This is a genomic window from Paractinoplanes hotanensis (genome assembly GCF_023717965.1).
Lineage (GTDB): Bacteria > Actinomycetota > Actinomycetes > Mycobacteriales > Micromonosporaceae > Actinoplanes > Actinoplanes polyasparticus.
On the sequence record NZ_JAMQOL010000002.1, the window covers coordinates 21,066 to 37,352 of the forward strand.

At 71.7% G+C, this 16,287-nt stretch carries 16 protein-coding genes and 1 pseudogene; 11 read left to right on the top strand and 6 right to left on the bottom strand.

Annotated elements, in window-relative coordinates; all coding sequences use genetic code 11:
* The first annotated feature begins 144 nt into the window (after positions 1-144).
* Positions 145-3,069, top strand: coding sequence for a M36 family metallopeptidase (locus tag LXN57_RS01410; RefSeq protein WP_251796130.1), 2,925 nt, complete (start codon positions 145-147; stop codon positions 3,067-3,069).
* A 353-nt stretch (positions 3,070-3,422) separates the two neighbouring features.
* A complete protein-coding gene (locus LXN57_RS01415) occupies positions 3,423-4,028 on the top strand; it encodes a GTP pyrophosphokinase (protein WP_221374045.1) in 606 nt (201 codons plus the stop codon).
* 143 nt (positions 4,029-4,171) lie between these two features.
* On the opposite strand, the gene LXN57_RS01420 is transcribed toward LXN57_RS01415, so the two are convergent.
* Positions 4,172-4,954 carry an SDR family NAD(P)-dependent oxidoreductase gene (locus LXN57_RS01420; RefSeq protein ID WP_251796131.1) on the bottom strand — a complete coding sequence of 261 codons (783 nt, stop codon included), beginning with the start codon at positions 4,952-4,954 and terminating at the stop codon, positions 4,172-4,174.
* Between the two features lie 323 nt (positions 4,955-5,277).
* Between LXN57_RS01420 and LXN57_RS01425 the strand changes: the two genes are divergently transcribed.
* Positions 5,278-5,760: an MFS transporter gene (locus LXN57_RS01425; protein ID WP_251796132.1), complete on the top strand. Its 483-nt coding sequence runs from the start codon at positions 5,278-5,280 to the stop codon at positions 5,758-5,760.
* Between the two features lie 87 nt (positions 5,761-5,847).
* Here the strand turns inward: LXN57_RS01425 and LXN57_RS01430 are convergent, their stop codons facing one another.
* A complete protein-coding gene (locus LXN57_RS01430; RefSeq protein ID WP_251796133.1) occupies positions 5,848-6,612 on the bottom strand; it encodes a hypothetical protein in 765 nt (254 codons plus the stop codon).
* A 30-nt stretch (positions 6,613-6,642) separates the two neighbouring features.
* Here LXN57_RS01430 and LXN57_RS01435 point away from each other — a divergent pair, with 30 nt between their 5' ends.
* Complete coding sequence (locus LXN57_RS01435; protein ID WP_251796134.1) at positions 6,643-7,158, top strand: hypothetical protein; 516 nt, start codon at positions 6,643-6,645, stop codon at positions 7,156-7,158.
* Positions 7,155-7,709 carry a TetR/AcrR family transcriptional regulator gene (locus tag LXN57_RS01440; protein WP_251796135.1) on the top strand — a complete coding sequence of 185 codons (555 nt, stop codon included), beginning with the start codon at positions 7,155-7,157 and terminating at the stop codon, positions 7,707-7,709. Before LXN57_RS01435 ends, LXN57_RS01440 begins: the two co-directional genes overlap by 4 nt.
* 177 nt (positions 7,710-7,886) lie before the next feature.
* On the opposite strand, the gene LXN57_RS01445 is transcribed toward LXN57_RS01440, so the two are convergent.
* Positions 7,887-8,237: a cupin domain-containing protein gene (locus LXN57_RS01445; RefSeq protein WP_251796136.1), complete on the bottom strand. Its 351-nt coding sequence runs from the start codon at positions 8,235-8,237 to the stop codon at positions 7,887-7,889.
* 213 nt (positions 8,238-8,450) lie between these two features.
* On the opposite strand from LXN57_RS01445, the pseudogene LXN57_RS47805 reads away from it, so the two are divergent.
* Positions 8,451-8,759: pseudogene (locus LXN57_RS47805) on the top strand (DJ-1/PfpI family protein); the annotation flags it as partial.
* Between the two features lie 155 nt (positions 8,760-8,914).
* Positions 8,915-9,346: a helix-turn-helix domain-containing protein gene (locus tag LXN57_RS47810; RefSeq protein WP_285904581.1), complete on the top strand. Its 432-nt coding sequence runs from the start codon at positions 8,915-8,917 to the stop codon at positions 9,344-9,346.
* 281 nt (positions 9,347-9,627) lie between these two features.
* On the opposite strand, the gene LXN57_RS01465 is transcribed toward LXN57_RS47810, so the two are convergent.
* Together LXN57_RS01465 and LXN57_RS01470 are read right to left on the bottom strand one after the other, a co-directional pair.
* Positions 9,628-10,560 carry an NADP-dependent oxidoreductase gene (locus LXN57_RS01465; protein WP_251796137.1) on the bottom strand — a complete coding sequence of 311 codons (933 nt, stop codon included), beginning with the start codon at positions 10,558-10,560 and terminating at the stop codon, positions 9,628-9,630.
* A gap of 74 nt (positions 10,561-10,634) precedes the next feature.
* A complete protein-coding gene (locus tag LXN57_RS01470; protein WP_221374054.1) occupies positions 10,635-10,886 on the bottom strand; it encodes a type B 50S ribosomal protein L31 in 252 nt (83 codons plus the stop codon).
* A 174-nt stretch (positions 10,887-11,060) separates the two neighbouring features.
* Between LXN57_RS01470 and LXN57_RS01475 the strand changes: the two genes are divergently transcribed.
* The 4 genes from LXN57_RS01475 to LXN57_RS01490 all read left to right on the top strand — a co-directional run bounded on the left by LXN57_RS01475 (position 11,061) and on the right by LXN57_RS01490 (position 15,830).
* Positions 11,061-11,669, top strand: a complete 609-nt coding sequence (locus LXN57_RS01475) for a flavodoxin family protein (protein ID WP_251796138.1) — start codon at positions 11,061-11,063, stop codon at positions 11,667-11,669.
* A 71-nt stretch (positions 11,670-11,740) separates the two neighbouring features.
* Complete coding sequence (locus LXN57_RS01480; protein ID WP_251796139.1) at positions 11,741-12,514, top strand: cyclase family protein; 774 nt, start codon at positions 11,741-11,743, stop codon at positions 12,512-12,514.
* Positions 12,511-14,181, top strand: a complete 1,671-nt coding sequence (locus LXN57_RS01485) for a thiamine pyrophosphate-binding protein (RefSeq protein ID WP_251796140.1) — start codon at positions 12,511-12,513, stop codon at positions 14,179-14,181. The genes LXN57_RS01480 and LXN57_RS01485 overlap by 4 nt, the downstream gene beginning before the upstream one ends.
* Positions 14,182-14,312: 131 nt before the next feature.
* Positions 14,313-15,830: a S1 family peptidase gene (locus tag LXN57_RS01490; protein WP_251796141.1), complete on the top strand. Its 1,518-nt coding sequence runs from the start codon at positions 14,313-14,315 to the stop codon at positions 15,828-15,830.
* Positions 15,831-15,871: 41 nt separating this feature from the next.
* Here the strand turns inward: LXN57_RS01490 and LXN57_RS01495 are convergent, their stop codons facing one another.
* Positions 15,872-16,225 carry an STAS domain-containing protein gene (locus LXN57_RS01495; protein ID WP_251796142.1) on the bottom strand — a complete coding sequence of 118 codons (354 nt, stop codon included), beginning with the start codon at positions 16,223-16,225 and terminating at the stop codon, positions 15,872-15,874.
* Positions 16,226-16,287 lie beyond the last annotated feature (62 nt).

Genomic DNA, 16,287 nt, shown 5'->3' on the forward strand with positions numbered 1-16,287 from the left:
CTCGACGATGAGGGACCCGATCCGGCTCCCACGGAGGAAGCATCACAAGCTTATAGATGTATTTAGATGTTTGGCCCATGTTGTGCGGGTCGGGGGTGCGATCGGATGGCTGTGGTAAACGGCCATATCCACAGAGGAGGTACCGTGCGCACCCCACCCCGTGCGTTGGCGGGAACCGCTGCCGGCTTCTTAGCCGCCGCGATCGTGTTGACCGCTTCATCCGGCGGTAACGCGGCGCCCGCGGCCCCGGCCCAGGCGCCGACCCAGAAGGTGCAGGGCGACGACCACCACGACCACGTCGTCGACAACAGGCAGGGGCGCGTCGCCCCGACAACCGGCCAGCGGGCGGCCGCGGTGGGCACCTCGGCCCGCTGGAACGCTCTCGGCACGCCCGCCACGCTCACCGCCACCGGCGCGGCGCTCGAGACCGGTTTGCCGGCCGAGCCGGTCGCGGCGGCCCGGGCGTACGTGGACAAGAACCTGGACGTTCTGGGGCTCACCGCCCGGGGCGCGCAGGCCCTGGAACACCTGACCACCTCGCCGATCGGGGAGGGCGCGGCGGTCATCTTCCGGCAGAAGTTCGGTGACCTCGTCGCCGGGCGCGACGGCCTGCTCTCGGTGGGCGTGCGCGACGGCAAGGTGTGGTTCGTGAGCTCGTCGCTGGCGCGCGACGCCGTGGCGCCCGAACCGGCCACCCTCACGGCCGAGCAGGCTGTGGCCAGCGCCGCCCGTGAGGCCGGCGTGGCCGACCCGACCGTCATCGCCAACAAGCTGGTAGCCGTGCCCACGCCCAGCGAGGGCGCTCGCGCGGCCTGGCAGGTCACGTTCGGCGCCGAGCTGAGCGGGGCCGAGCCGGTCGCGTACACCTCGTACGTCGACGCCCGCGACGGCGGCATCCTGGTCCGCGAGGACATCGTCGACCACGACAGCGACAACCCGTCGTGGGACGTCTTCCCGAACTCGCCGCCCACCGACTACTCGTCGCGCGACACCCGCAGGACGTGGTGCTGGGCGCCGCAGCGCGGCTGTGACGAGATCGTGGCGAGCAGCGCGTCCCCGCTGGCGTGGGACGTCGACCCGGCCACGAACGAGCCGACGTTCACGACCCGCGGCAACAACGCCATCGCGGTCGAGAACCTGAACTCGAACGACGCGTTCTCGGTCGGCACCGAGACCGCGACTCCGAAGCCGGACCGCGACTACAACTACCCCTGGACCAACCAGTGGTACCGGGAGCGCTGCTCACCGGACGTCTTCACCACGCCGCAGCGCAACGACCTCGACGCGGCCCGGGCCAACCTGTTCGGCATGCACAACCGCATGCACGAGTGGTCGTACCACCTGGGCTTCACCGAGGCGACCTGGAACATGCAGGACGACAACCTGCGGCCGGGCGGACTGGGCGACGACTACGAGCAGGGCAACGCGCAGGCCGGCGGCATCAGCGGCGGCCCGCCCGCGTTCGCGGCCCGCAACAACGCCAACCAGATCACCCCGCCCGACGGCGAGGCGCCGATCACCAACATGTATCTGTGGCAGCCGATCGCGGCCGCCTTCTACGGCGCGTGCGTCGACGGCGACTACGACATGTCGGTGATCGGGCACGAGTACGGCCACGCCATCACCGGCCGCATGATCGCCGGGCCGGACGCGGGTGTGAGCACGCCGCAGGGCATGAGCGAGAGCTGGTCCGACCAGCTGGCGGTGGAATACCTGGCCGAGCACGGCTACGCGCCGAAGGGCGAGCGCGGGTTCACCGTCGGCGAGTACGTCACGACCGACAAGGTCGCCGGCATCCGCAACTACAACATGAGCAACAGCCCGCTGAACTACTCGAGCGTCGACTACGACTTCGTCGGTCTGCAGGTGCACGCGTCCGGTGAGGTGTGGAGCGCGACCAACTACGACATCCGGCAGGCGTTCATCCGCAAGTACGGCGCCGGCACGCCGGCGCTGAACAAGTCGTGCGCCAACGGCAAGACGCCGGTCACCAAGTGCCCGGGCAACCGGCGCTGGGTCCAGCTCGTGTTCGACTCGTTCCTGCTGATGGCCAACAGCCAGAACAGCATGGTCGACGCGCGCGACGCGATGCTCGGAGCCGACCTGGTGCGTTTCAACGGGGCCAACCAGGGCCTGATGTGGAACGCGTTCGCCAAGCGCGGCCTCGGCGAGGGCGCGGTCAGCGTCGGGGCCGGCGACGCCAACCCGACGCCGAGCTTCGCCTCGCCGAACGCGACCGAGGGGACGTACAAGTTCCGCCCGGTCGACGAGAAGGGCAAGCCGGTCGCCGGGGCCAAGCTGTTCGTCGGCGACTACCAGGCCCGCGCGGTGCCGGTGGCCGACACCGACCCCGCCACGCCGCTGACCGACGAGGTCAAGCTGGTGCCGGGAGCGTACGGGTTCATCGCCCAGGCGCCCGGCCACGGTCACACCCGGGTCGGCAAGACCCTGGTGCTGCCCGGGCTGACCCTCCCGCTCTTCGTCCGGATGCCGGCCAACCTTGCCTCCACATCGGCGGGCGCGGTGGCCACGGGCGACGGCATCAACCTGGCCCGGATCACCGACGACGACGAGGCCACCAACTGGGCGTCGCTCGGCAGCGCGGTGGCCGGCAAGCAGGTCACCGTCGACCTGGCCGGTGGGGCTCAGACCGTACGCCGGGTGCAGGTCAGCGCCCAGCTGCGGCCGCCGGTGACCGGGGATCCCGACGCGGGCACCCAGAACAGGTACACGGCGCTGCGGCAGTTCAAGGTGCTCGCCTGCACCGCGACGGCCACGGTCACCTGTTCCGACGCGGCCGAGTTCAAGACGGTCTACACGAGCAAGCCGGACGCCTTCCCGTCGATCGCCCCGCGGCCGCGCGTGAAGGACCTGGTCGTGAAGTCGTTCGACATCCGGGACACCACGGCCACGCACCTGCGCCTCGAGGTCGTGACCAACCAGTGCACCGGCGCTCCCGACTACGCCGGTGAGCAGGACGCCGACCCGCGGGCGAACACGGACTGCGCCACGTCAAGTCCGCAGGCGCTCAACGTCCGGGTGGCGGAGTTCCAGGCGTACGCGAAATAGCCCCACCCCGTACGCGAAGTAGTTTCACCTGAAGTGGGGGGGGCCCCCCCCGGCGCCCCCCCCCCGGGGGGGGGCGGGGGGGGGCCCCGGGGGGGCCCCCCCCCCGCGGGGCCCCCCCGGGCCCACCCCCCCCCCGCCGGCCCCCCCGCCCCCCCCCCCCCCCCCCCCCCACTTCCGTAGTCTCCGGGATGATGGTGGCGCTCGACCTTTACGGTGGGGAACGGCGCGTGTGGATCTCGACAGCGGAGACTGGAACCTTGACGACCGAGGACAGCGATCGACAGGTCGCGCGCTGGAGCGGCGCCGGTCATCCGTTACCGGCGGTTGCGGGCGAACTCGACCCCTTTCGGGGGATGACCGACGATCTGAGCCATTTCATGCTGGTCTACAAGTTCGGGCTGGCCGAGATCGGCACCAAAATCAACATCCTGTCCGAGGAGCTGGCCCACCGCGGCCGGGGCAACCCGATCGAGCACGTGCTGCCCCGGCTGAAGACCCCGGCCAGCATCAGCGCCAAGGCCCGGCGCATCGGCTGTGCGCTGACCGTCGAGGACCTGCGGGCCCGGATCCGCGACATCGCCGGCATCCGCATCGTGTGCAGCTTCGTCTCCGACGTGTACACGGTCGCCGAGATGCTGACCCGGCAGCCCGACATCACCCTGCTCCAGACCAAGGACTACATCACCCAGCCCAAGGCGAACGGCTACCGCAGCCTGCACCTGATCGTCGAGATCCCGGTCTTCCTGTCCGAGCGCGTGGTGCAGGTGCCGGTCGAGATCCAGCTGCGCACCGCGGCCATGGACTTCTGGGCCAGCCTCGAACACAAGATCCATTACAAGTACGACCCCCGCGTGCCCGAGTCGCTGCGGGACGAACTGGCCGCGGCCGCGGAGGACGCCGCCCGCCTCGACAAGCGGATGGAGCGCCTGCACCGCGAGATCCACGGCCCCCGCCGTTAGCCCTCGTTGCGCCGCTCAGCGGGTCAGCGCAGCGGGCGGAACGCCGCGCGGATTTCCGCGGCGAACAGCTCCGGCTCCTCCCAGGCGGCGAAGTGGCCGCCGCGCTCGGCTTCGCCTTTCCCCCGAGTACGGGTGGTGAAGAACTAAGGCAGGATCGCGTCGACGTAGCCGCCGTCGACGCGGAGAGCGCCGCCCGTGGTGGCCGAGGCCAGCGGCGACGACAGGTAGACGACCATGTTGGCGATCTCCTCGGGCTCGATGAGCCGCTGGAGCAGCGACTGCGGCCGGTGCCGGCGCATGAACTCGCGCTGCGCCTCGTCCCACGGCAGGTCCTTGCCGACCAGCGAATGGACGAAGTCCTCGACGCCACCGGTGTGGGTCGGGCCGGCGATGACGCTGTTCACGGTCACGCCGGAGCCGGCCGCCTCCTTGGCGAAGCCGCGGGACACGGCGAGCAACGCCGTCTTCGACATCCCGTAGTGGATCATCTCGGCCGGAGTGACCACGGCCGAGTCGCTGGCGATGTAGAGCACCCGGCCCCAGCCCCGCTCCTGCTGGCCCGGCAGCACCGCGCGGGTGAGCCGAACCGCGGCCAGCACGTTGACCTCGAAGTACCGCCGCCAGTCGTCGTCGGTGATCTCCAGGGCGGGCTGCGCGCCGAAGATCCCCAGGTTGTTGACCAGGATGTCGACCGGCCCGATCGCCTCGAGCGCCGCCGCGGCCCCCTCGGCCGTCGTGACGTCGGCCGGGACCGGCACGTAGTCGCCCTCCCCCAGCTCGGCCCGGGCCCGGTCGACCGACTCCCGCGAGCGGCCGTTGATGCCGACCCGCGCTCCGGCCGACGCCAGCCCGGCCGCGATGGCCCGGCCGATGCCCTGGGTGGATCCGGTCACGAGAGCCGTCTTTCCCGCAAGATCAAGTCGCATGGGTACGAGCTTTCCCCACTCCGGCGCCGGTGACACTCCCGGGGCTCGTTGCGTACGTTCGTACGCAATGAACACCGCACACCGCCGCCTTGCCCTTTTCGTTCTCTTCTTCCTGCCCGGCCTGGGCATCTCCTCCTGGGTTACCCGCACACCGGACATCCGCGACCTGCTCGGAGCCTCGACCGCGCAGATGGGTCTGCTGCTGTTCGGCCTCTCGGCGGGGTCGATGCTGGGCATCCTCGGCTCCGGCCGCGTCGTGTCCCGCTTCGGCACCCGCCCGGGCGCTGGCCGAGGGCGCGGCGAACGACTGGCTGCCGCTCATCATGGTCGACGGCCACGGCCTCGACGCCGCCTGGGGCTCGGCCGTCTACACCGCGTTCGCCGCCGCCATGGCCATCGGCCGCTTCGGCGGCGGCTGGTTCCTCACCCGCTTCGGCCGAGCCACCGTCCTCGGTGCCAGCGCCGTGCTCGGCGGCATCGGCCTGCTGCTCATCATCGCCGTCGACAACCAGATCGTGGCCGGCGCCGCAGTCCTGTTGTGGGGCGTCGGCGCCGCGCTCGGCTTCCCGGTAGCCCTCTCAGCAGCCGGCGATTCCGGCCCCGACCCCACCGCGAGGGTCTCCCTGGTAGCCACCGCCGGCTACGTGGCGTTCCTGGTCGGGCCGCCCGCCCTGGGCTTCCTCGGCGAGCACTACGGCCTGCGCAACGCGATGATCGTCGTCCTCGCCCTGCTCGCCCTGGCCGCCGCCTGCGCCCCCGCCCTCAACCGCCGCCCGGCCCCGGAAAGAGAACCCGTCGCACCCTGACCCCCAGCCTTGCGCTTTCCGCCCCTTACCCAACGCCACTACCTCCGCACGAGCGCGCGGACCGACGCCGGTGTGGAGCGTCCGAGCTCAGGCCAGATACTCGCCGCCGCATGCTTCGGCCAATGACGGCCCGAACAAGGCCGCGGGGAAGTGGGCGCCCGGCTTGCCCTCGCCGGCCAGCAGGCGGCGGGCCACCTCGGCCGGGACGGCGCCGGTGAACGACTGGGCCTCGCCGACGCGCAGCCAGCCCTCGCGGACCTCGCCGTCGGCCCACCGCACCCATGCGTGTCCCCACGAGTGTTCGCGAGGCTGGGGGCGAGCCGGAAACTTGACCGCGGCGAGGCGACGGATCGCGAAATCCCGAAGCGGGCCGATGGCCAGCAGGGCGCCCGCGATCGGCAGCAGCACTCGGACCATCAGCGACGACGGCATCTCGCTCGACGCGGACAGCACGGACGGCGCTCCGCTGGCCCGCTGCGCGGCCAACAGCTCACCGAGGGGCATGCCCACGGTGGTGACCCCGGAGCCGTCGGGCAGGGTCAGTTCCTGCGCGTCGCCGGCGAGGCGGGCCGGGGCAAGCCGGCCGTCCCGGTAGCGCCGGCCGCCGTACCGCCGCCCGCCCTCGACGCCGGGCAGCCCCGCGAGCATGGTGCCCGCGAGCGCCGCGCCGACCTTGCCGGCCTCCATCGCCAGCGAGGGCATCATGTCAACCCGCACCTCGACGGGCGCGGGCCGGCCCTCGCACAGCTTCACGACGACACTTTCGGACGCGGTCACTCCGAAACCGGCGCCGGTCACGACAGTCCGCCCGGCGGTCGCTGCCGCATCGTCGAACGCCAGCACCTGGGACACCGCTGCGACGTCGTTGGCGAGGTCGACGTAGTGACTGCCCGGCAGACACGCTCGAATGATCGGCGCGGCGGTCGCTGTGAACGGACCCACCGTATTGATGACTACGGCCGGTCGCTGCCGCCGGATCTGCTCGGCAGCATCTTCCAACGACGCCGCAACGACCGTGCGCCGGGGTCGACCGGCGGTGCCGTTCGCAACCCGGTCGCCTACATGCCCGTCCGCAAGCCGACCGCCCGCATCGGCGTTCGCGATGCGGTCGCCCACAACGGCGTTCGCGATGCGGTTGCCGACAGTATCCACAGAATGGTCGCCCCCAGTCGACGCAACGCGGTCGTCGGCGGCCCGGGCGAGGCGACCCGCGTCCCGGCCCACAAGCACCGGGGTGATGCCCCGTCGTTCCAGCTCGGCAGCGATTGCGCGGCCGCTGCGGCCGGTGCCGCCCAGAATCCAGACCTCGTCTGTCATGATCCGCTCCCTCTGATGACATCGCGTGTCATCACCATAGCCGCGATGACACGCGATGTCATCACTAGGATGGCGGAGTGAGCAGATGGCAGCCGGATGCGCGGGAACGACTGGAACAGGCCGCCATCGAGCTTTTCGTCGAGCAGGGCTTCGCCGAGACGACCGTTCCGCAGATCACGGCACGCGCGGGGCTGACCACCCGCACGTTCTTCCGGCACTACGCCGACAAACGCGAGGTGCTCTTCGCCGGCGAGGAGATCCCCGAGATGGCCGCGCGCATGATGGCCGAGGCCCCCGAAGGCACCGACCCGATGACGCAGATCCTCGAGGGCCTGCGGACGGTCGCCGCCACCCGCTTCGACCCCCGCAAGGACGAGATCCGGATCCGCCGCGACATCGTCCGCTCCGACCCCGGCCTGGTCGAACGCGACCTGCGTAAGCGCGCAGCCCTCAGCGAGGTCATCCGCTCGGCGTTCGTCGCCCGGGGCATCTGGCCGCTACGGGCGGCCCTGCTGGCCGAAACCGCGATGACCCTGCTCTACGTGTCGTTCGACGAGTGGCTCGACAGCGACCACGACCTGTTCGACGTCATCGAGAAGACCCTGGCCGAACTCCGCGAGACGATCGCGTAGGTTCTGTTTCGTAGTCGGGGGTGGGAGCGAGGCGCGGTCCAGATTTCGTTTGGTGGTAGGCCCGTGGAAGCCCGGTTCCAACACCGGGAGCCCGGCTTTCGCGGGACGCCGCCAGACGAGATCTGGGCCTCGGCGCCGCCCCGCCTCAGCTACGAAACAGAACCTGGAACCGGGGCGTCAGCCGTGGCTCCAGTCCGGCTTGCCGCCGGCCGCGGTCGAGGTCACGTCGGGGCCGATCAGCAGGAAGTGCGCCTCGTCGCCCTCGACGCGGGGACAGTGCTCGACGCCCCGGGGGATGACCAGCAGGTCGCCGGGCGTGAGGCGGACGTCGCCGTCGCGGAGCTGGATCGTGAGCTCGCCCGACAGCACGAGGAAGGTCTCGTCCTGGTCGTCGTGGGCGTGCCAGGTCGTGGATCGTGTGCCCTTCGCCACCTTGAGCAGGTTGCCGTTGGCGGTGGCGAGCACGCGCTGGGACCAGAACTCGGTGAGTGCGGCCGCTTCGTCGGCCACCGCGAATTTCGTGAGCATGCGCCGATCCTGGTCCGTGATCGGGCGTGGCGGCACTGGTAGAAATGACCAGTGCCGCAAGGATCCTCACACCGGGTCGTCCTCGTCGTCGACGAGCAGTCCAATCCCTTCGAGGTGGGGTGCGCCTGCGAGATCTTCGGCGGCCCGCTCCGGCCCGACATCGGCTTCCCCCTTTACGACCTGCGGGTGGCCGCTCCGCGCCGGTCGACCCCCATGCGCGACGCCCTGTTCAGCATCGGCACGGTGGGGCGCCTCGACGAGATCGAGCACGCCCATACGGTGATCGTGCCCAACCGCCCGTACGTCGAGACCCCGTCCCGCCCGGCCCTGCTCGCCGCCCTGCGCCGCGCCCACGAGCGCGGCGCCCGCCTGGTGGGCCTCTGCACGGGCGCGTTCACGCTCGCCGAGGCCGGCCTGCTCGACGGGCGCCGGGCGACGGTCCACTGGAATCTGGCCGAGGAGTTCCGGCTGCGCTTTCCCGCGGTCGACCTGGAACCCGACGTGCTCTTCGTCGACGACGGCGACGTGTTGACCTCGGCCGGCAGCGCCGCCGCGCTCGATCTCGGACTGCACATCGTCCGGCGCGACTACGGCGCCGAGATCGCCAACCACGTGAGCCGCCGCCTCGTCTCGCCGCCTACCGCGACGGCGGCCAGCGCCAGTTCGTGGAGCGTCCGATGCCGGCCGCCACCGACGAGACTCTCGCCCCGATGGTGGCCTGGGCCCAGCAACGCCTGGACGAGCCGATCACCGTCGCCGACCTGGCCCGCCGGGCCGGGACGAGCACCGGCAACCTGCACCGCCGCTTCCGGGCCGAGCTCGGCACCACCCCGCTGGCCTGGCTGACCGTCGAGCGCGTCACGCTGGCCTGCCGCCTGATCGAGCAGGGCACCCCCGGCCTCGAATCCGTCGCGCGGCGCTCCGGCCTGGGCACCGGAGCGAACATGCGAGCACTCTTCCAGCGTCACCTCGGCGTCAGCCCGGCCGAATACCGGCGCCGCTTCGCCGACACCCGACGGGCAGCGACGATGTCACCGACCGACGCCAACACCCAGCGCAAGGCCAACACCCCGCGCAAGGCCAACACCCCGCGCAAGGCCAACAACTGACGCGAAGCCGCCGCCCGGGGCGAAGCCGCCGCCCAACGCGACGCCCACGACTGATGCGAGGCCGCCGCCCGAAGCCAAATCGCCACGCCGAGAGAAGCCGCACCCGGAGCGAACGCGCACCCCGAACAAGCGCGCACCCCGAACAAGCGCGCACCCCGAACAAGCGCGCACCCTGAGCAAACGCGCATCCTGAGCAAACGCGCATCCCGAGCAAACGCGCACCCCGAACAAACGCGCACCCGGAGGCGAGGCCGGCTCGGGGCCAACAGGAGGGGCCGGCGTCAGTCGACGGTGAGGACGAGCTTGCCCTTCACGTGGCCGTCGGCGATCAGGCGGTGGGCCTCGGCGGCCTCGGTGAACGGGAACTCGCGGGAGACGTTGACCCGCAGGCGGCCGTTGGCGGCCAGGGCGCCCAGCGTGCTGAGCTCGGCCCCGTCGGGGCGGACGAAGACGTACCGGCCGCCCTGCTCCTTGACCGCGGCGTCGACCACCGAGCAGTGGCGCACCGGGTGGCGCACCAGGGACGGGCTCTGGGTGAGCGCCTCGCCGCCGTGGAAGTCGGCGGCCGCGTCGACCCGGCCGTCGCCGCCGACCAGGTCGGCCAGGCGCTTGGGCAGATCGTCGCCGTACTCGATGGGCTCGGCGCCCAGGCTGCGGATGAAGTCGTGGTTGGCGGGGGACGCCGTGCCGATCACGCGGGCCGCGCCGACCGCGCGCGCGATCTGCACCGCCAGGTGGCCGACTCCCCCGGCCGCGGCGTGCACCAGCACCACGTCGCCGTGGCTGACGCCGATGGCCGACAGGGCCTGGAGCGCGGTCAGCCCGGCGAGCGGCAGGCCGCCCGCCTGCACCAGCGTCATCGAGGCGGGCACGTGGGCGACCGCCCGCTCGTTCACCGCGACCAGTTCGGCGTACGTGCCGGCTTGCACACTTTCTTTGCGGGCGTACGCCATCACCTCGTCGCCGGGCGCGAACCGGGTGACCGCCGGGCCGACCCGGTCGACGATGCCGGCCACGTCCCAGCCGGGGATGAGCGGGAAGTGGTGAGGGTAGGCGCCTTCGAGGTAGCCGGCCCGGATCACGTGGTCGACCGGGTTGACGCCGACCGCCTTCACCCGGATGCGGACCGTGTCGGGCCCGACGGGCGGGTCGGGAAGCTCCCGCAGGGTCATGACGTCGACGTCACCGAACTCGTCCAGCGCGATTGCCCTCATGAGGGGCATTTTGCCCTACGAGGCGGATAAAAAACGCCCGACGTCGCAAGGACGCCGGGCGTTGGTGAGAAGCGTTACTTCGCGAACTTCGCGTACTTGTTGCGGAACTTCTCGATGCGGCCCGCGGTGTCGAGGACCCGGGTGCGGCCCGTCCAGAACGGGTGGCTCGCCGCCGAGATCTGCACATCGATCACCGGGTAGGTGTTCCCGTCGCTCCACTCGACCGTCTTCTCGCTGGTCTCGGTGGACCGGGTGAGGAACGCGTAGTCGGCGTTCCGGTCGCGGTAGACGACGGTGTTGTAGGCGGGGTGGATGCCGTTCTTCATGTCTCTGTCCTCCTGGGGAGTGCGTCGGTCTCAACCACGCCGGCACCCCCGTTATTTCCGTGGTCGCGCCACACCCTGAGGTGCTGGTCACGGCCGCTTTCGGGCCGTGCGCTCCCGCCCCACGAAACCCTCCGGGACGGTTTGACCCCAGGAAGATCGGGCACGCACCGCAGCATGACGACGTTGCGTGCCCTGGTGCTGGGCTGCTCACTGAAATCAGGCTCCGAGGAGTCCAGCAGCGACCTGCTGGGCCGCCAGATCCTGGACGCCCTCGCCGACCACGACGTCGAGGGCGAGCTGATCCGGGTGGCCGACCGGAACATCAAGTTCGGCGTCTCCACGGACGAGGGCGACGGCGACGGCTGGCCCGCGGTACGCGAGAAGATCCTCGCCGCCCAGATCCTGGTGATCGCCACCCCCATCTGGCTGGGCCAGCCCTCCAGCGTCGCGAAAATGGTGCTGGAACGCCTGGACGCCGAGCTCTCCGAGACCGACGCCCGGGGCCGGCCCTCCATGTACGACAAGGTGGCCGTGGTCGGGGTGGTCGGCAACGAGGACGGCGCCCACCACGTGATCGCCGAGGTGTTCCAGGCTCTGAACGACGTCGGCTTCACGATCCCCGCCGCCGGTTCCGCCTATTGGGTGGGCGAGGCCCTGGGCAAGGTCGACTACAAGGACGCGGGGCCCAAGCCCGACACCACCGGCGCCTCCGTCAAGACCCTCGCCGCCACCGCCGCCCACCTGGCCCACGCCCTCGCGGCGACGCCCTACCCGGCCGAGTAGCCGCCTGTGCAGGCGTCGCGAAGCGTCGTAGTCTGCTCGCGTCGCGGCGATCATCACAGGGCGGAGTAGCTATGGGCATCCTGAACCAGCTCGTGGACGCGGTCCGGACCGGGGCGGTGGAGGTGGTGGACCTCACGGCTCCGTTGTCGAGCGAGACGCCGATTCTGCAGCTGCCGCCGCCGTTCGCCAACACGATCACGTTCGGGCTGGAGGAGATCAGCCGGTACGACGACCGGGGGCCCGCCTGGTACTGGAACAACATCCACACCGGGGAGCACACGGGCACGCATTTCGATGCTCCCGTGCACTGGGTCACCGCCCGGGACGGCAAGGACGTGTCGCAGGTTCCGCCGATGGAGCTGGTCGCTCCGGCGGCCGTCATCGACGTGTCGGCGCGGGTCGCCGACGATCACGACTTTCTGCTCGAGATCGCCGACGTGCGCGAGTGGGAGGGCACGCACGGGCCGCTTCCGGCCGGTGGGTGGCTTCTGGTGCGTACGGGGTGGGACGCTCGCTCCGCCAGCCAGTCCGGCTATCTCAACGCGAACGACACCGGCCCGCACACGCCGGGCATCTCGGTCGAGTGTGCGAAGTGGCTGGCCGACGAGGCCCCGGTGATCGGGGTGGGCGTCGAGACCGTCGGCACCGACGCGGGGCAGGCGTTCGCCTTCGACCCGGCGTTCCCCTGTCATTCGTACGTGCTGGGGGCCGGCAAGTACGGCCTCACCCAGCTGCAGAACCTGGCCGTGCTGCCGCCCACCGGCTCGGTCGTCATCGCCGCTCCCCTGCCCATCGTCGGCGGCTCGGGCAGCCCCACCCGGGTGCTGGCCCTGGTCGAGCGGTGACCACGGTCGCCGAGGTGGTCGGGGCCACCCTGGCCGGGCTGGGCGCGACGCACGTGTTCGGGGTGGTCGGCAGCGGCAACTTCCACGTGACCAACGCGCTGGTCGCGCACGGCGTCCGGTTCGTGGCAACCCGCCACGAGGGTGGGGCGGCCACGGCAGCCGACGCCTTCGCCCGGGTGTCGGGGCAGGTCGGCGTGGTCAGCGTGCACCAGGGATGTGGCCTGACGAACGCCATGACCGGTCTCGCCGAGGCGGCCAAGAGCCGCACGCCGCTGGTGGTGCTGGCCGCCGAGCCGGGCGCCTCGGCGTTGCGGTCGAACTTCCGGGTCGATCAGGACGCGCTGGCCGTGGCCGTGGGGGCGTCGAGCGAGCGGGTGCACAGCGCCGCCACCGCCGCCACCGACACCGTACGGGCCTGGCGCCTGGCCCAGGACCAGCGCCGCACCGTCGTCCTCAACCTGCCCCTGGACGTGCAGGCCGCGCCGGCCGAGCCTGCTGCGCTCCCGGCCGCCACCCGCATCACGCCGCCGCGCGCGTCGGACGAGGCCGTCACCGAGTTGGTCGCCCTGCTCGCGGGCGCGCAACGGCCGGTGTTCATCGCGGGCCGCGGCGCGCTCGATGCCAAGGAGACGCTGCAGGAGCTGGCCGCCCGGAGCGGGGCGCTGCTCGCCACCTCGGCCGTGGCGCGCGGGCTGTTCGCCGGTGACCCGTGGAGCCTCGACGTGTCGGGCGGGTTCGCGACGCCGCTGGCCGCCGAGCTGATCGCCGGGGCCGATGTCGTGGTGGCGTGGGGCGCGTCGCTGAATATGTGGACCACCCGCCACGGCGCCCTGCTGGCTGACTCCGCGACGATCGTGCAGGTCGACCTCGATCCGGCCGCGCTGGGCGCCCACCACCGCGTCGATCTCGGCATCACCGGGGACGCGGCCGCCACCGCCCGGGCTGTGCTGGACGTGCCGTCAGCCACCACGGAGGATTCGCGACTCCCCGTCGTGCCGGGTGAGAAGGCCGGTTACCGCACAGCGGACGTGCTGGAGCGGATCGTCGCCGCGGGCCGGTGGCGGGACGTGTCGTACGACGACGACGGCGACGCCACCCACATCGACCCGCGGACGCTCAGCATCGCCCTCGACGACCTGATCCCGCGCGAACGCGTCGTGGCCGTCGACTCCGGCAACTTCATGGGCTATCCGTCGACGTACCTGTCCGTTCCGGATCGCCGCGGGTTCTGCTTCACCCAGGCGTTCCAGTCGATCGGCCTGGGCCTGGCCTCCGCGCTCGGCGCCGCCCTGGCCGCGCCGGACAGGGTGCCGGTGGCGGCCTGCGGCGACGGCGGGTTCCTGATGAGCATCGCCGAGCTCGAGACCGTGCGGCGGCTCGGCCTGGGGCTGCTGATCGTGGTCTACAACGACGCGGCGTACGGGGCGGAGGTGCACCATTTCGGGCCACACGGCCACCCTCTCACGACGGTCGTGTTCCCCGAGACGGACCTGGCGGCGATCGCCCGCGGGTACGGCTGCGCGGCCGTGACCGTGCGGCACCCGGGCGACCTGGCCCCGGTCGCCGAGTGGCTGGCCGGCCCGCGTGCGGTGCCGATGCTGGTCGACGCGAAGGTCGCCGCGGGCCGCCCGTCCTGGTGGCTGGAGGAAGCTTTCCGCGGCCACTGATCGAGAACTGCCTATGCCATAGATCACACCAGGCCCCGGACGCCGTGCGGGACAGCGCGACCACCCCCGGCCGTGATACCTACACATTCACGGTTCTGGATCAGGGCCGTGCATCACGAACGGGGAGATCCATGAAACTTCCGCATGCCCGGCGACGGGCTGCGCTTCTCGGGGCGGCACTGCTGGGCGCCGCCTCGATTTCCGGCGCCGGCGCCGCGTACGCCGTCAACGGCCCGGTGGCCACCGATCCGGCGCTCGCCTTCTCGGTCCAGCTGTCCCTGGGCGACACGGCCAAGGGCTGCTCGGGCGTGCTGGTCAACCGCTGGTGGGTCGCCACCGCGAAGTCGTGCTTCGGCACCGTCACCGCGGGCGCTCCCCCGCTGGCCACCACGGCCACGATCGGGCGCCTCGACCTGACGACGAGCGGCGGCCACGTCCGTACGGTCGACAAGATCGTGCCCCACCCGGAGCGCGACCTCGTGCTGGCCCGGCTGGCCGACGCGGCGCTCGGCGCCACCACCGTGAAGATCGGCACGACGCCGCCCGCGACCGGCGACACACTGGTCGCCGCCGGGTACGGCCGCACCGCCGGCACGTGGGTTCCCGACGCGCTGCACACCGGCGACTTCACCGTCACCGCGGTCGGCGCGGCCACGCTCGACATCGCCGCCGTGGGTGAGTCGACCCTCTGCAAGGGCGACGCCGGGGGCCCGGTCCTGCGGCGTGCCGCGGCCGGTTACGAGCTGGTCGGCCTGCACCACGCGTCGTACCAGGGCGGCTGCCTGAAGGAGACGGAGACCCGCCGTGACGCGGTGGAGACCCGGGTCGACGACCTCGCCTCGTGGTTCGCGGCCAACGCGCCCATTCCGAACGCCCTGCAGGTGTCGGTCACGGACACCCGCATCGGCGTGCTCGCGGGCGACTACAGCACCCGGGTCAAGGAGGGTGGCCTGAGCGCGGGCTGGACCGTGCTGGAGCCCAACGCCAAGGAGATCGTGGTCGCGGCCGACCGCATCGGCGTGCTGACCCACGACGGCGTCGCCTGGGTCAAGGAGGGCGCCACCACCGCCAACTTCGTCCGCGCAGAGGTCAACGTCAAGCAGCTCGCGCTCAGCGGCAACCGCATCGGCGTGGTGACCAACGACGGCGTCGCCAAGGTCAAGGAGGGCGGCCTGTCCGCCGGCTGGATCAACGAGCACAGCAACGTCCAGCAGGTCGCCGTGACCGACAACCGGGTCGGCGTGCTCACCACGGCGGGCGTCGCGAAAGTCAAGGAGGGCGGCCTCAGCGCCGACTGGATCGACCAGCTGACCGGCGTCAGGCAGCTCGCGCTGTCCGGCACCCGGATCGGCGTGGTCACGACGGCCGGCGGCGCGCGGGTGAAGGACGGCGGTCTGAGTGCCCTCTGGACGCCCCAGGCGGCCGCGGGCGTCGCGTCGCTCGTGCTCAACGACGACCGTGTCGGCGTTCTCACCACAGCCAAGGTGGCGCAGGTCAAGGAGGGCGCACTGACCAACGACTTCGTCAACGAGGAGTGGAACGTCCGGCATCTGTCGGTCAGTGGCAGCCGCGTCGGTGTCGTGATGGTCGACGGCCCGGCCAAGGTCAAGCACGGCGGCCTCAGCGCCGCGTGGACGACCGTCTGGTAGCAGTCGTCCCGGGAGGCGCGTGGATCCCGCGCGCCTCCCCGTCAGCGTCGGATGACCGACCCCTCGGGCACGCCCGCCAGCGCCAGGCGGTAGGCGAGCTCGGGCCCCGGGTTGACCAGCAGGACGGCGACGGCGTGGTCCTCGCCGAGGAGGCAGGCCGCGATCAGCGTGCCCACGTTGATCGGGTCGAGGGTGACGACCTCGGTCAGGTCGACGATCAGGCGCGACGGCCGGACCCGCCGCACCGTGCGCACGACCAGCCGGCGGAGCTCGTCCGCGCACTCGGGGCCGAGGCCGCCCCGCAACAGGACGATCACGCTGCCGTCGTCGGCGGTGCGCGCCTCGACCACGCCGGAGGGCGCGGAACCGCCAGTCGTCACCGGCTGTTCACTCACGCGATCACCATAGGACGCTTCCGCGACTCGGGCATCCACCACCCAGCCGATGGCCGCGGCTG

Coding starts and splice junctions, on each gene's coding strand:
- LXN57_RS01415 (WP_221374045.1), top strand. CDS start 3,423: ATGACCGACGATCTGAGCCATTTCATGCTGGTCTACAAGTTCGGGCTG.
- LXN57_RS01420 (WP_251796131.1), bottom strand. CDS start 4,954: ATGCGACTTGATCTTGCGGGAAAGACGGCTCTCGTGACCGGATCCACC.
- LXN57_RS01425 (WP_251796132.1), top strand. CDS start 5,278: ATGGTCGACGGCCACGGCCTCGACGCCGCCTGGGGCTCGGCCGTCTAC.
- LXN57_RS01445 (WP_251796136.1), bottom strand. CDS start 8,237: ATGCTCACGAAATTCGCGGTGGCCGACGAAGCGGCCGCACTCACCGAG.
- LXN57_RS47810 (WP_285904581.1), top strand. CDS start 8,915: ATGCCGGCCGCCACCGACGAGACTCTCGCCCCGATGGTGGCCTGGGCC.
- LXN57_RS01465 (WP_251796137.1), bottom strand. CDS start 10,560: ATGAGGGCAATCGCGCTGGACGAGTTCGGTGACGTCGACGTCATGACC.
- LXN57_RS01470 (WP_221374054.1), bottom strand. CDS start 10,886: ATGAAGAACGGCATCCACCCCGCCTACAACACCGTCGTCTACCGCGAC.
- LXN57_RS01475 (WP_251796138.1), top strand. CDS start 11,061: ATGACGACGTTGCGTGCCCTGGTGCTGGGCTGCTCACTGAAATCAGGC.
- LXN57_RS01480 (WP_251796139.1), top strand. CDS start 11,741: ATGGGCATCCTGAACCAGCTCGTGGACGCGGTCCGGACCGGGGCGGTG.
- LXN57_RS01490 (WP_251796141.1), top strand. CDS start 14,313: ATGAAACTTCCGCATGCCCGGCGACGGGCTGCGCTTCTCGGGGCGGCA.